We start from the raw sequence: 12557 nt of genomic DNA on the forward strand, positions 1-12557 counted from the left end.
GCGAGCGCAAAAATCAGATCGGCATCTTCATGATGTCTTCGTAAGCCGCGATCACGCGGTCGCGGACCGAGACCAGCGTGGACACCGCGACGTCGGTGTCGGCGACCGCCGTCACCACGTCCATCACGTTGGCCTTGCCGGCGGCCATCGCCACCGTCTGCGCGTCGGATTTGCGGCCGGACTCCATGACGCTGCCGACGGCGTCCTTCAGGAGCGAGGCGAAGGACTGCCCGCTTGCTTCACTGCCCTTGCCGGCGCCGCTGTTCTCGAGCACGCGGGCAAGGTTGGCGTAGGCGTTGGCTGCGATTGTCGGTGATGCCATGGCTCAAATGTCCTGTTCAGCTCTTGAGGATGTCGAGCGTGCGCTGGATCATCCGGCGCGTCGCACTGATGATGTTGAGATTGGCCTCGTAGGACCGCTGCGCATCGCGCATGTCGGTCATCTCGACCACCGAGTTCACGTTGGGGTATTTGACGTTGCCGGTCGCATCCGCGGCCGGATTGTTCGGCTCGTATTTGACGCGGAAATTGGACTGGTCGGGCTTGATCTTGCCGAGCGTGACGACCTGCGCGTCGAGGGTGCGGTCCAGCGCCGAGGAGAAGGTCGGCACCTTGCGCCGGTAGGGATCGCCGCCGGCGCTCTGCGAGGTCGAATCCGCGTTCGCGATGTTTTCCGAGATCACCCGCATGCGCCCCGCCTGGGCCCGCAGGCCGGAGGTCGCGATCGCCATCGAGCGGGCAAAATCGCTGCTGTCATTCGCCATGATGCGCTCCCTCTAGCCCTAACCCTTGCCGATCGCGGTCTTGAGCAGATGCAGGCTCTTCGAATAGAGCGAGGTCGCCGCCGCGTAGTCCATCTGGTTGCTGGCCGCCTTCATCATCTCCTCCTCGAGATTGACGGCGTTGCCCGCAGGACGTGTTTCAAAACCCGCATTCTTGTTCTGGTCGAATCCGGAGGCTGCGCCGGAGGGCTTCATGTGGGACGCGCTGGTCACGGCCATCGCCAGGGGGCCCATCGAGCCCGTGACGGCGCCCGATTTGTCGAGCTTCGGCTCGACCAGGTCGCGTGGCCGGAACTTGGGCGTGTCGGAATTGGAGACGTTCTCGGACAGGACGCGCTGGCGCTCCTGATGCCACTGCATCTTGGTACGAAGCGCCGACAGCACGGGGAGGTCGTTGATGGACATCGTTGCGGCTCCTTCCGCCCTCGAACCTGTGTCCGAAGCTAGGCAGAATTTGCCGCGTGTATGGTTAACAGGTGGTTAAGGATGCCCAGAACACATCATGGTCGCCTGTCCCTCGGCGGGACACGACTTTGCGAAGCCGTGATTCTACGTACCCAAAAGCGGCATTAACCCAACCGCTTGGCGGCGCATGCACAGGCCAAGAAGTCGTTTTGGATCGGGCGATTCATAGGTTATTAAGAGTTGGGGACGGCAAAACTTGCCGTGGGACATTAAGAAATCGCAGTTTGGGGCATCCGACGCCATGGTTGGCGCATCTGACCATGGGCACGAAAGAGGCGCCATTTGCCGGGGACAAGTATGAACGGTAGTCCTATCACCTTCATTGTCGCGTTCATCGTCGTACTGGCGTTGATCGGCGTTGCCGCTTGGCTGGTCCGTCGATTCGCGACCACACGGCTCGGCGCCAACACCCAGCGCGGCAGGATGCCCCGGCTTGCGGTGATCGATGCCGCCGCGGTCGACGGTCGGCGCCGCCTGGTGCTGGTCCGGCGTGACAATGTCGAGCATCTCTTGATGATCGGCGGCCCGACCGACATTGTCGTCGAGCCGAACATCGTGCGCGCCGCACCCGGTCGCGACCAGCTTCCGCAGCGTTCCAACCCCGCCGAACCGCCGCGCCTTGCGCCCATGCCCGATGCCGGCAGCTGGGCCGACGAAGCCCCGCGCCCCGAATTGCTCGATCATCCCGAGCCGCAAATGCCGGAGCCGCCGCCGCGGCCCGCGCGCCCGTCCTTCGCCGACGAGGTGCGCCGGCCCGCGCCCGCGCTGGCCGAGCGCCGCAATGAGCCGCCGCTGGGCGGGTTTACGCCCGAGCCACTCGCACCGCGTCCCGAGCGCGAGCTGCGTCCCGAACCGCTGCAGCCGCGCGTTCCCCGCAGCGAGCCTCCCCTGATGCCGCGTCCGCCGCGCCAGAGCGAGCCGGTGAAGGTGCCGCCGGTGCGCGCCGAGCGCGCGGCTGCGCCGCCGCCTCCGCCCGTGCCGCAGGCTCCGCCGGTCCCCCAGGCTCCGCCCGTCCCGCCGCCGGCTCCCGCCGCTGCCGCGCCTTCGAGCGCCGAGCAGAATCTCGCCGAGATGGCGCAACGGCTGGAGGCTGCGCTGCGCCGGCCGGCCGGTGAAACGGTCGCGCCGCCGGTTGCGCCGGAGCCGCCCTCCGCGCCGCCGCCGCGTGCGGTCCGCAGCGAGCCGCCGGCACCACCGGCCCCGCCGCCCAAACCTGCCGCGGAAAAGACCAGCTTTGAAAATCTCGAAGACGAGATGGCATCGCTGCTCGGCCGTCCGAAGCCGTCTTCGTGAGGCCGCCGGCCCTCCCGCGTAGAGTTCTTTTCCTTTCTGTCCTGATCGGCGCGGCTTCGCTCGCAGGCCTTGTGCATGCGCAGGACATCAGCATCAATCTCGGCGGGGGCGCAGGCGGTGGCGGTGTCACCGAGCGCGCGATCCAGCTGATCGCGCTGCTCACGGTGCTGTCCATCGCACCGTCGATCCTGATCATGATGACGTCGTTCACGCGCATCGTGGTCGTGCTGTCGCTGCTGCGCACCGCAATGGGCACGGCGACCGCTCCGCCGAACTCGGTGATCATTGCGCTTGCGATGTTCCTCACCTTCTTCGTGATGGGACCGGTGCTGCAAAAGTCCTATGACGACGGCATCCGCCCGCTCGTCGCCAACCAGATCGGCGTCGAGGACGCGCTCCAGCGCGCCTCTGTCCCCTTGCGCGGCTTCATGCAGAAGAACGTGCGCGAGAAGGATCTGAAGCTGTTCCTGGACCTCTCCGGCGAGCCGCCGCCCGCCACGCCCGACGAGCTCGGCTTACGCATCCTCGTCCCCGCCTTCATGATCTCCGAGCTCAAACGTGCCTTCGAGATCGGATTCCTCCTGTTTCTCCCCTTCCTGATCATCGACCTCGTCGTCGCCTCGGTCCTGATGTCGATGGGCATGATGATGCTGCCGCCCGCGACGATCTCGCTGCCGTTCAAGCTGATCTTCTTCGTGCTGGTCGACGGCTGGTCGCTGGTGGCGGGGAGCCTGGTGCAGAGTTACGGGGGGTGATGCGGGCGCGACGTCAGCGGCGCATCATCTTCGGCCTGAGCAATAGCCTCCGCCCCCTCCCCGTCATCGCGAGGAGTTCTTGCGACGAAGCAATCCAGACTGCCGCCGCGGAAAGATTCTGGACGGCTTCGCTACGCTCGCAATGATGAGAATATGGCGGCAGATCGGGCCGCGCTTCGCGCGGGGCCCCTACCCCTTCACGTCATACTGCTTGCTGAGGTGATCGCCGATCTGGACCAGCATGGCGACGCTTTCGGGAAAGCCCGGCCGGTCTCGCGTCGCCTGATCGGCGTCGGCGCGGAACTCCCAGCTGTCGCCGTCGCGGACGATCGAGACGATCAGGCCGTCGGGACCATCGGCATGGACCTTCAATTCGGCCCGCGCCATGGCGATGAGTTCGGCTTCGGTCTTGGCAGGCTTGCTCATGTCAACGCTCTCCCGGCATGAAGATGCATCAGGTTGCCGCCTTGCGCGGCACCTGTCGAGAGGACTGGAGGTAGCAGGGTTCCTACCGCGTCATCTTGATCTGCCGCACGGCGGGGATTGTGGGCAGCGAGCCGGTGTGCTCGGCCTCGTCCTTGGCCTGCGGGGCGGCGGGTGCGCGGGCGGTGGCGTCGGGGAAGCGCTGCTTCATCTCGCGCAGGAAGCCGTCGAGCGTGTCGACGCTGGCAGCGAGCTTGGCGATCTCGGCAAATTCGGCGCTGGAGGCCGCGGCCGGCTTGCTGGCGATGTCGAAGGCGAGCCGGTCGGCGCTCTCGCTCATCAGCGGCGCGTATTTCTCGCGGAAGCGCGACAGGCCGATCGAATCGTCGGCGAGCGCGTAGCCGACGGCGGCACGGATGATGTCGCTCTTCTCCACCGCATTCAGCGGCTTGAAATCGCGAAAGCGCTCGCCGTAATAAAGTTCGATCTGCTCGGCGGACTCGCGCCAGCGTCGCGCCGCCCAGAAGATGTCGGAGCGCAGGCGCAGCACCTCGCGCCCGGAGACATTGGAGACGATGTCGAGCGCGAGGTCGTGACGGCCGACATCGCTCTGTGCCCGCGCTTCCAGCAGCAGGCGCTGCTGGCGCAATTCGCCGGAGAGATCGCTGATGCGGCTCGCGCGCAGCGCCGTGATCGCCTTGTCGGGCCTGCGGTTGGCGAGATAGATCATCGACAGGCGCGCGGCGACCTGGGCGCGGGCGGCGCCTTCGAGGCGGTGGTCGACCTGGTATTGCAGCAGCTCGGCGGCCTGGTCGAGCAGGTCGATCGAGGCGAGCCGGTCGGCAAGGCGGCGGATCAGCTCGTCGCCGCGGCGGCCGATCGGCGTCAGCTCGCGAAATTCGTAGAACATCCCGAGCGCCTCGACCACCGGCAGCTCGTCACCCTTCGGCCCCAGGAAGATCTGCGTGAACAGGTCGGAGGCGAGATCCTGCGCCTGGCGCGAGGCCTCGGCGTTCGGCTGCAGCCTGGTCGCGGTGCGCGCCGCGGTGAGCGCATCGCGGTAGCGCCCGTTCTCGGCATACAGCTGCGACAGCATCTGGAGCGTCCTGACCTCGATCGCATCGCCGCGCCAGGTCATCGACAGCGTCTCGAGCTCGCGCAGCGCGTCTTCCTTGCTGATCTCGTCGCGCTTCTGCCGCAGCGCGACCTCGAGCTGCTTGGCTTCGGCCGCCGCCGGCCGGTCGCTCGAGGCGACCGCGAATTTGTAGTCGTCGAGTGCGTCCTTGTCGTGGCCGAGCGCCTCGGCGAGGCGGCCGCGCAGCACGGCGAAGCCCGGCGACGCCTCGGGCGAGACGCCGACGATCTCGAGCTCGCTGCGCCGCTTGGAGGCGCCGGCATAGTCCTTGACCTCGAGGGAGGCGCGCATCGCATCCATCGTCACGATGCGCTGGACCTCGATCGGCAGCGAGGCGATGGCGAACTCGACGTTCTTGAACTTCTCGCGCGCGTCCGCCCATTTGCCCTGGCGCGCATAGGCCAGCGCCTTCCAGAGCTGGGAATCATGGCTGTTGCCGATCACGGGGTTGGCGAGGTCCTTGAGGCCCTGCGCCGGCCGGCCGATCAGGATGCTGGCGATCGCATGCATGATCAGCGCACCGCTCTCCTCCTTGTTGAGCGGATCGGCCAGCATCAATTCGGTCACGGCCTTGGCCTCGTGATACATCGCACGCGACATGTAGAACTGCGCGAGATCGAGCCGCGGCAGCGAGCGCTGCGCCGGCTCGACGGCCGAGATCGCCGTGATCAATTCGCTCTGGCGCACCATGAAGTTTTCCGACTGGCCCTTGCGCCAGCCATCGGGGCTGAAGATCGGGCGCACGGCGGTCGGGGCGCGCTCGGCGGAGATGTCGACCGGCGACAGCGTCAACCCGCCCTTCTTGCCGAGAATGACCTTGTCGGAGCCGACCTCGACGCCGATCTCGTCGGAATTCGGCCGGATCGCGATGCCGTGCGCGGATTCCAGCAGCGAGAGATCGACGAGATCCTGCCGCTTGATGAAGCCGCGCACCGGCCGCTGCGCGGTGACGACATAGAGCATGTCGCCGGCATCGGGATCGGTCAGCTTGTGCAGCAGGCCCGGATTGGCGAAGGGGATGGCGATGTTGGCGAGCGCGGGGTCGGTGATGTTGCGCGACATCATCAGCGGCAACGGCGTCGCCTGGATCTTGTCGGCGAGCGTCAGCAGCCAGTTAGTCTCCTTGCCGACCTCCTCGCTGGTCAACGAGTAGACCAGCGGCCGGGTGAGACGGATGCGCACCGCCTGCCCCTTGTCGAGCGGCATGCGGCTGACCTCGCCGATCATCGCGCCGCCCTTGGTACGGATCGCCTCGACGTCGATCGGCTTCGGCGTATCGAACACCAGCCAGACGGTGTCGCCACGGCGGAACGCCGCCGCAGGGGTCGAGACCTGAAGCGGGAACGTCACGCGCAGGCCGTCGCTGTCGCGGCGCGCATCGACGCTGGCAATGGCAGGCAGCGGCGCGGCAGGCGCTTCGGCGGGCACAGGCTTCGCCTCCGCTTTGACCTCCGCTTTGGCCGCCTCTTTCGGCGCGTCTTTCACGACCTCCCTGGGCGCTTCGACAGGCGCGGGCCTGGCCGGAGCGGCCGGAGCTTCGGCAACAGGCGGCGCCGGCTTGGCGGCTTCCTTGGATACTTCCTTGGACGCTTCCGGAACGCGCGGCATCTCGGCGGCTGCGGGCGCCGGCTTCGGCGCTTCGGCGGCGAGCATCGCCGCGGGAGCTTCCGGCTTCGTCTCGGGCTTGATGTCGATCCTGGCCTCGCGCGCGATCGTCTCCGACGTCGGCGGCGCGATCTCGCGATGCGCGTCCTTCGGCTTCTCGGCCGCCGGCTTCTCAGGCGCCGGCGCGGCTCCGCCGGCAGGCTTGGCGTGCGCGATCGCCGCCTCCGGTGTTGCCGCCGTCTTGCCCTTGTCCGGCTGGAATGAGATGTCGACGACGTAGTTCTTGTCGTCGCGGAAGGAGTGCACGTCGGAATCGCCGATCAGCGCGATCTCGACGCTGGTCTGGTCGATGTCGGACTTCTGCTTGATCGAGGCGACGTTCGGCGGCGCGGCCACGACCGCGTCGGCCAGATCGAAATTCAGGTTGGCGTTGAAGGCGAGCGTGAGCTTCTGCTCGTTGAGCACCGACGAGACGCCGACGCCGTCGGGCATCTCGAACGCGAAACGCACGAAGGTCGGCTGCACCGAGGCGCGCACGCGGATCTGCGGCCGCTTCTTGGTCTCGGCTGCGACGCGCTGGGCGCGCAAGGCACGTTCGGCCACGCGCGCGCGCTCGGCGAGTTCCTTGACCACGTCCATCGGCAGGCTCGGCGGCGGTCCCTTCCAGCCTTCCGGCAGGAGGTCGATGAAGGTGCGCTCGCCGGCATTCATGGTGTTGATGGTGACGCGGCGCGCCAGCGACAGGCGGATGGCGCCGCCATCGGGATCGCGGCGGGCGGAATTGACGTAATCGGGCGCGCCTTCCGGAACCCGATCGACGGGAACGTCGACCGCCCGGTCGAAGCGGATGATGAGGATGGAGCCGGCGGTCGTCACCTCGGAGGGAACGTCCTCCCCGAGCTTGATCACCAGGCGGGCAAAGCCGCCGCTGGCCGAGAAGGTCGCCTCGCCCCTGACGGCATCGGCCGCCCGGGCGGCCGTGCCGAGACTGATCAGCAGGCAGGCTGCCAGCACCGGCACCTGACGGACATGACGCGACAGCCCCCGCGCCATAGCGCGGGCTCGCGACCACAATCCATCGGCAGCCTCTCGCGCCATTGGCGGCATTTCTTCCGGTTCGACGGTCCATGCCGGCACTGGCGCCGGCCCGTGCCGTCGATTGTAGGTTTTGCCAATTAAGGGCTTCTTAAGTATGAGCCCTCAATTCGGCTTTTGGGTCGGCTTGCCCTCGATCTTGGGCAGGTCGCCGGCGGAGGCGGATTGATCGCCGCCGCCATTGGCCCGTCGGGCCATCTCGACCGTCAGCTTCTCCGCGGCCTCCGGCGACATCAGGCCCATGATGTCGGACATCTTTCGCGGCGCGATCGCCGAGGCGATCTCGATCAGCACGCCCATTTCCAGCCGGTCGAACACCCGCGCGGCGTCCTTCGGCTTCATGCCCTCATACATGGTGACGAGGCCCTTCATGCGCTGGGCTTCGGCGGCCTTCTGCTCGGCCTGGGTGGTGGAGATCCGGGATTCCACCGCCTTCATCTCCTCGACCTTGTTCTCGATGCGCTTCTCGGCCGATTTGAGCAGGCTCTCGCGGATGTCGATCTCGCGCTGGCGGGCCTCGATCTCCTGGCGGCGCGCCTGCAAGCGTTCGAGGATGGCGCGCTCCGAGGCCGAGACCTGCGGCTGGGCCTCCTCCACCTTGATCACGGTGCCTTCGGGCTTGGTCTCGGGAGCGGCGGGCTTGGGCGCCTCCTTCGGCGCGCCATGGGTCGAGCCGGTGATGTCAGGATCCTCGCGCCCGGTCGGGAAGTTCAGATTCTCCTGCGCCCAGGACTTCTTGGCCGGGTTCGGCTTGTAGTCGAAGACATAGCCGCCATTGATCACGAGGCCCGCGACCTTGAGCGTGGCCAGACCTGCGACGGCAACCAGGACGACTGGAATGACGCGGATGTTACGAAAGGATTTCATACCCTGACTTCATGCGGCAAGGCCGTTGGATCGCCGGCGCTCGGAGAAAGCTTCGGCCGCAGCCGCCACCGCCTTCGCCGAGGACGGCTTGGCGGCGGGCACGGCAACCGCTTCGGGATTGGTCACGGGGCGCGCGGCGATCGCGATCTTGGACAGGCGCCGCACCACGTTGTCGGCTTCGCCGAGCTGCTTGTAGAGCTGGTCCGACATCTGGGTCGCGGCCGCAAGCTGGCTGCCGAGGTTCTCGTTGACGTCGCGCACGGCGAGCTTCAGCCCGCCGATCGCGCGCTCGGCGATCTCGGTCGCCGTGATCAGCTCGCCGATCACCGCCTTCAGCGAATGCTCGTCCGCCTTCAACCGCGTCAGCCGCTTGTTGAGCATGACACAGTAGACGATGGTCAGCATCAACAGGATAGCCACCAGCGTCTCGATCGCCATTCCCAGGGAGTGGTTCATGGGGCCTCCATCATCTTGTTCTGCTCGTCAACCTTCTCGAACATCGCAAGTGTCGTACTTGGCTTGCGCAAGGGTTTCGTCACGCGGATCGCGACCCGGTCGCCGACCCGGCCCATCCGCCCTTCGGTCAGGGTGACGTCGCCGCAGCGCACGGTCACGTTGGCGTCCGCGCGCATGTCCAGCGGCAGGGTGTCGCCGACCTTGAGCCGCATCAGCTGCTTGAGCGGGATATCGGCCTCGTAGAGCACGGCATCGACGGCGATTTCGGCCTGGCCGATCTCGGTGGCGAAATGGCCCTCCCAGACCGGGTCGCGGCCGAACTTTTCGCCCATGAACATCTGGAGCAGGACGCCCCGGATGGGTTCGATGGTCGCGTAAGGCAGCAGCAGCTCGATATTGCCGCCGCGGTCTTCCATGTCGATGCGCAGGCGCACCAGGATGGCGGCGTTGGCGGGACGGCTGATCGCGGCGAAACGCGGATTGGTCTCGAGCCGGTCGATCGTGAAGGTCACCGGCGACAGCGGCCGGAACGCCTGCTCGGCGTCGATCAGGACCACCTCGACCAGCCGCTTGACCAGCTCGGTCTCGATCGTGGTGTAGGGTCGGCCCTCGATGCGAAGCTGGCTGGTGCCGCGGCGGCCGCCGAGCAGCACGTCGATCATCGAATAGATCAGGTTGGAATCGACCGTCGCCATGCCGAAATTGTCCCACTCCTCGGCCTTGAACACCGAGAGCACGGCCGGGAGCGGGATCGAGTTCATGTAGTCGCCGAAGCGCACCGAGGTGATGCGGTCGAGCGAGACTTCGACGTTGTCAGAGGTGAAATTGCGCAAGGAGGTCGTCAGCAACCGCACCAGGCGGTCGAAGACGATTTCGAGCATCGGCAGACGCTCGTAGGAGACCATCGCCGAATCGATGATCGCGCGGATGCCGGAATGATCGTCGAGCGTGACGTCGCCGACGGTGAAGCCGAGGAGGTTGTCGATCTCCTCCTGCGACAGCACGCGCTCGCCGGAGTTCTTGCCGGTGCCGAGATCGCGGCTGCCGTCCTCGACCATGGCCGCCCATTGCAGGGCCATGGTCTCGGACAGTTCGTTTTCGGCAGCCGCCTTCGCGGCCTCCGCGGGATCCTCGGAATCGAGCGATGCCTCCCATTGGGCGGCAATCGCATCCTGGTCCATTTGCTCGTTGCCGGCCATGACGCTAGCCCATCACCTTCCGCAGCGTCCTCACTGGATCACGACTTCCTTGAACAGCACCGCGCTGACCTGGATCGGCGCGACCGCCGCGTTGACGCGCTTGGTCAGCTCCTCCTTCAGACGGAAGATGCCGGCGGAGCCGTTGAGGTCGGAGGAGCGCAGTTCGCGCACATAGGTCTGGAAGATGTCGGTGACGCGCGGCATCGTCGGCTTGATCGCCTCGATCTGCTTCTCTTCCTTGAGTTCCAGCACGATCTTCAGCTTCAGATATTGCACGCGCTCGCCCGGCGCGCCGGCGAGGTTGACCATGATGTCGGGCACGTCGACGAAGGCCGGTGGCTTCGGCGGGGGCGCAGCCTCCGCATGATGCTCGTCGTCGCCGTGGCGGAAGAAGAAGAACCAGGTCGCAGCGCCGCCGCCGAGGATGGCGAGCAGGCCGACGGCCATGATGATGAGCTTGAGCTTGTTCTTCGGGGGAGCGGCTTCCGCGCCTTCGGTGGCTGCGCCACCTTCCGCTTCATTCTCTGCCATGGGTCGCCCGGCTCGCTCATCTCTTAAAGGAATCGAAAGAGCGAAGCCCCCTGGCAGACAATGACGCGATACAAATGCCCCAGCGCAATGCGCTCCTCTTGCACGCAAACGCTACGGTAATAATGGTTAACGGTTTCTTTCGATTGGGCCTTCACTAGGAAAAATCTGCCGGGCAAACATGGCTAACAGAACCTTTCTGCCGCCTTCCCGCGCCCTCGAAAAATCAGCAAACCATTGAAATTACAAAATTTTCCGCGTTGGCACGGCTTTCGCTGAGAGAGGACCGAGACCGAAGGGTTTGGGAGAACCTGACAGTCTCGTTCACGGGTCCGCCAAGGCGCTTGGGAGAGCAAGGTGGCAGACCCACTCAGGGGAGATTTCCGATGCAGAACGCGCTTCTGATCGGCCTGTCGCGGCAGATGACGTTGGAACGGCAGATGGATGTCGTCGCCAACAACGTCGCCAATGCCAACACCAACGGCTTCAAGGCCGACCATTCGCTGTTCGAGGAGTACCTCAACTCGAACGCGCGTGAGGACAATTTCATCGGTTCGGACCGCCGGGTCTCCTATGTGCAGGACCGCGGCACCTTCCGCGACGTCGGCCAGGGCCCGATGGAGCCGACCAACAACCCGCTCGACATGGCGATCGACGGCAACGCCTTTTTCGCGGTGCAGGCCAACGGTGCCGAGCGCTACACCCGCGACGGAAAATTCACGCTGAGCAGCACCGGTCAGCTCGTCACCTCCGATGGCAACCTCGTGCTCGGCACCGCCGGTCCGATCACCTTCCAGCCGACCGACCACGACATCAACGTCGCCCCCGACGGCACCGTCACGGTGCTCGAGGGCACGGCCAAGACCGACTCGATCCGCGGCAAGATCCGCATGGCCTCGTTCGACGATCCGGCCAAGCTGACCAAGCTCGGCGCCAACCTCTATGCCGCCGGCTCGGCCAATCAGCAGGCCGACGCCAAGTCCGTGGTGCGCCAGGGCTACATCGAGAAGTCGAACGTGAATTCGGTCGGCGAGATGAGCCGCATGGTCGAGGTCATGCGCAGCTACACCGCGATCGCCAACCTGCTCCAGCAGCAGAGCGACCTCCACAAATCGGCGATCGAGAAGCTCGCCGACGTTCCGGCCTGATTAGGGGATCACTGACATGCAAGCGCTCCACACCGCTGCGACCGGAATGGCGGCCCAGGAACTCAACGTCCAGGTCATCTCCAACAACATCGCCAACCTGCGCACCACAGGCTTCAAGAAGCAGACCGCATCGTTCCAGGACCTGATCTACGAGCACGTGCGCCGCGTCGGCGCGCAGGCCTCGGACCAGGGCACCATCCTGCCGGTCGGCGTCGACATCGGCGGCGGCGTCAAGACGGTCGGCACTCCGCGCAGCATGACGCAAGGTACGCTGTCGCAGACCGGCAACGACCTCGACCTCGCGATCTCGGGCGAAGGCTTCTTCAAGATCCTGATGCCCGACGGCACCTACCAGTACACCCGCGACGGCACCTTCCAGATGGACAACCAGGGCCGCGTCGTCACCGCGCAGGGCAATCCGGTGCAGCCGACCATCACCATCCCGAACAACGCGTCCGGCATCACCGTGAGCGAGCAGGGCCAGGTCTCGGTGACGCTGCCGGGCTCGTCGACCTCCTCGATCGTCGGCCAGATCGGCGTCACCCGCTTCATCAACAAGGCGGGCCTTCAGCCGGTCGGCAGCAACCAGTTCACCGAGACCCCGTCGTCCGGCGCGCCGCAGGACGGCACCGCCAACGCCGAAGGCTACGGCAAGATCACGCAAGGCAGCCTGGAGCAGGCCAATGTCGACGTCGTCTCGGAGATGAGCGACCTGATCGCCGCCCAGCGCGCCTACGAGATGAACGCCAAGGTCATCAGCGCCGCCGACCAGATGATGCAATCGACCACGGCGCTGTTCCGCTGAG

The 12557-nt window shown here is 66.1% G+C and carries 13 protein-coding genes; 4 read left to right on the forward strand and 9 right to left on the reverse strand.

Features of this window, described 5'->3' with window-relative positions; genetic code table 11:
• Window positions 1–13: 13 nt before the first annotated feature.
• Genes fliE through flgB form a run of 3 tightly spaced genes read right to left on the reverse strand, consistent with a single transcriptional unit; the run spans window position 14 to window position 1187 of the window.
• Window positions 14–322, reverse strand: a complete 309-nt coding sequence (gene fliE / locus PMI42_RS31360) for a flagellar hook-basal body complex protein FliE (protein ID WP_008142413.1) — start codon at window positions 320–322, stop codon at window positions 14–16.
• A 16-nt stretch (window positions 323–338) separates the two neighbouring features.
• A complete protein-coding gene (gene flgC, locus PMI42_RS31365; protein WP_008142415.1) occupies window positions 339–764 on the reverse strand; it encodes a flagellar basal body rod protein FlgC in 426 nt (141 codons plus the stop codon).
• 18 nt (window positions 765–782) lie between these two features.
• Window positions 783–1187 carry a flagellar basal body rod protein FlgB gene (flgB, locus tag PMI42_RS31370; RefSeq protein ID WP_008142418.1) on the reverse strand — a complete coding sequence of 135 codons (405 nt, stop codon included), beginning with the start codon at window positions 1185–1187 and terminating at the stop codon, window positions 783–785.
• A 357-nt stretch (window positions 1188–1544) separates the two neighbouring features.
• On the opposite strand from flgB, the gene PMI42_RS31375 reads away from it, so the two are divergent.
• Both PMI42_RS31375 and fliP read left to right on the forward strand, forming a co-directional pair.
• On the forward strand, window positions 1545–2540 hold the full coding sequence (locus PMI42_RS31375) for a flagellar biosynthetic protein FliO (RefSeq protein WP_008142419.1): 996 nt from the start codon (window positions 1545–1547) through the stop codon (window positions 2538–2540).
• Window positions 2537–3295: a flagellar type III secretion system pore protein FliP gene (fliP, locus tag PMI42_RS31380; RefSeq protein ID WP_008142422.1), complete on the forward strand. Its 759-nt coding sequence runs from the start codon at window positions 2537–2539 to the stop codon at window positions 3293–3295. The genes PMI42_RS31375 and fliP overlap by 4 nt, the downstream gene beginning before the upstream one ends.
• A 189-nt stretch (window positions 3296–3484) precedes the next feature.
• Here fliP and PMI42_RS31385 read toward each other — a convergent pair whose 3' ends face one another.
• The 6 genes from PMI42_RS31385 to fliL form a co-directional block, all read right to left on the reverse strand.
• A complete protein-coding gene (locus tag PMI42_RS31385; RefSeq protein WP_008142425.1) occupies window positions 3485–3721 on the reverse strand; it encodes a hypothetical protein in 237 nt (78 codons plus the stop codon).
• 82 nt (window positions 3722–3803) lie between these two features.
• Entirely contained in the window at window positions 3804–7556 is a 3753-nt protein-coding gene (locus PMI42_RS31390; protein ID WP_035967169.1) for a tetratricopeptide repeat protein, read from the reverse strand.
• A 102-nt stretch (window positions 7557–7658) separates the two neighbouring features.
• The gene (locus PMI42_RS31395; RefSeq protein ID WP_008142429.1) at window positions 7659–8420 is read right to left on the reverse strand and encodes a MotE family protein; all 762 of its coding nucleotides are present in this window, start codon (window positions 8418–8420) and stop codon (window positions 7659–7661) included.
• 9 nt (window positions 8421–8429) lie between these two features.
• The gene (locus PMI42_RS31400) at window positions 8430–8876 is read right to left on the reverse strand and encodes a DUF6468 domain-containing protein (protein ID WP_008142431.1); all 447 of its coding nucleotides are present in this window, start codon (window positions 8874–8876) and stop codon (window positions 8430–8432) included.
• Window positions 8873–10075, reverse strand: a complete 1203-nt coding sequence (gene fliM, locus PMI42_RS31405; protein WP_008142433.1) for a flagellar motor switch protein FliM — start codon at window positions 10073–10075, stop codon at window positions 8873–8875. Before fliM ends, PMI42_RS31400 begins: the two co-directional genes overlap by 4 nt.
• Before the next feature lie 30 nt (window positions 10076–10105).
• Window positions 10106–10606, reverse strand: coding sequence for a flagellar basal body-associated protein FliL (fliL, locus tag PMI42_RS31410; RefSeq protein WP_008142435.1), 501 nt, complete (start codon window positions 10604–10606; stop codon window positions 10106–10108).
• Window positions 10607–10989: 383 nt separating this feature from the next.
• On the opposite strand from fliL, the gene flgF reads away from it, so the two are divergent.
• Both flgF and flgG read left to right on the forward strand, forming a co-directional pair.
• Window positions 10990–11751 (forward strand): flagellar basal-body rod protein FlgF, encoded by a 762-nt coding sequence (flgF, locus tag PMI42_RS31415; protein WP_008142439.1) that lies wholly within the window; start codon window positions 10990–10992, stop codon window positions 11749–11751.
• Window positions 11752–11767: 16 nt separating this feature from the next.
• The gene (flgG, locus tag PMI42_RS31420; RefSeq protein ID WP_008142441.1) at window positions 11768–12556 is read left to right on the forward strand and encodes a flagellar basal-body rod protein FlgG; all 789 of its coding nucleotides are present in this window, start codon (window positions 11768–11770) and stop codon (window positions 12554–12556) included.
• Window position 12557: the final 1 nt, after the last annotated feature.

It is taken from the genome of Bradyrhizobium sp. YR681 (assembly GCF_000282615.1).
In the GTDB taxonomy this organism is placed as follows: domain Bacteria; phylum Pseudomonadota; class Alphaproteobacteria; order Rhizobiales; family Xanthobacteraceae; genus Bradyrhizobium.

Excerpts from the sequence above, each read along its gene's own strand:
- fliE (WP_008142413.1), bottom strand. The coding sequence starts at position 322 with ATGGCATCACCGACAATCGCAGCCAACGCCTACGCCAACCTTGCCCGC.
- flgC (WP_008142415.1), bottom strand. The coding sequence starts at position 764 with ATGGCGAATGACAGCAGCGATTTTGCCCGCTCGATGGCGATCGCGACC.
- flgB (WP_008142418.1), bottom strand. The coding sequence starts at position 1,187 with ATGTCCATCAACGACCTCCCCGTGCTGTCGGCGCTTCGTACCAAGATG.
- PMI42_RS31375 (WP_008142419.1), top strand. The coding sequence starts at position 1,545 with ATGAACGGTAGTCCTATCACCTTCATTGTCGCGTTCATCGTCGTACTG.
- PMI42_RS31385 (WP_008142425.1), bottom strand. The coding sequence starts at position 3,721 with ATGAGCAAGCCTGCCAAGACCGAAGCCGAACTCATCGCCATGGCGCGG.
- PMI42_RS31390 (WP_035967169.1), bottom strand. The coding sequence starts at position 7,556 with ATGGCGCGAGAGGCTGCCGATGGATTGTGGTCGCGAGCCCGCGCTATG.
- PMI42_RS31395 (WP_008142429.1), bottom strand. The coding sequence starts at position 8,420 with ATGAAATCCTTTCGTAACATCCGCGTCATTCCAGTCGTCCTGGTTGCC.
- PMI42_RS31400 (WP_008142431.1), bottom strand. The coding sequence starts at position 8,876 with ATGAACCACTCCCTGGGAATGGCGATCGAGACGCTGGTGGCTATCCTG.
- fliM (WP_008142433.1), bottom strand. The coding sequence starts at position 10,075 with ATGGCCGGCAACGAGCAAATGGACCAGGATGCGATTGCCGCCCAATGG.
- fliL (WP_008142435.1), bottom strand. The coding sequence starts at position 10,606 with ATGGCAGAGAATGAAGCGGAAGGTGGCGCAGCCACCGAAGGCGCGGAA.
- flgF (WP_008142439.1), top strand. The coding sequence starts at position 10,990 with ATGCAGAACGCGCTTCTGATCGGCCTGTCGCGGCAGATGACGTTGGAA.
- flgG (WP_008142441.1), top strand. The coding sequence starts at position 11,768 with ATGCAAGCGCTCCACACCGCTGCGACCGGAATGGCGGCCCAGGAACTC.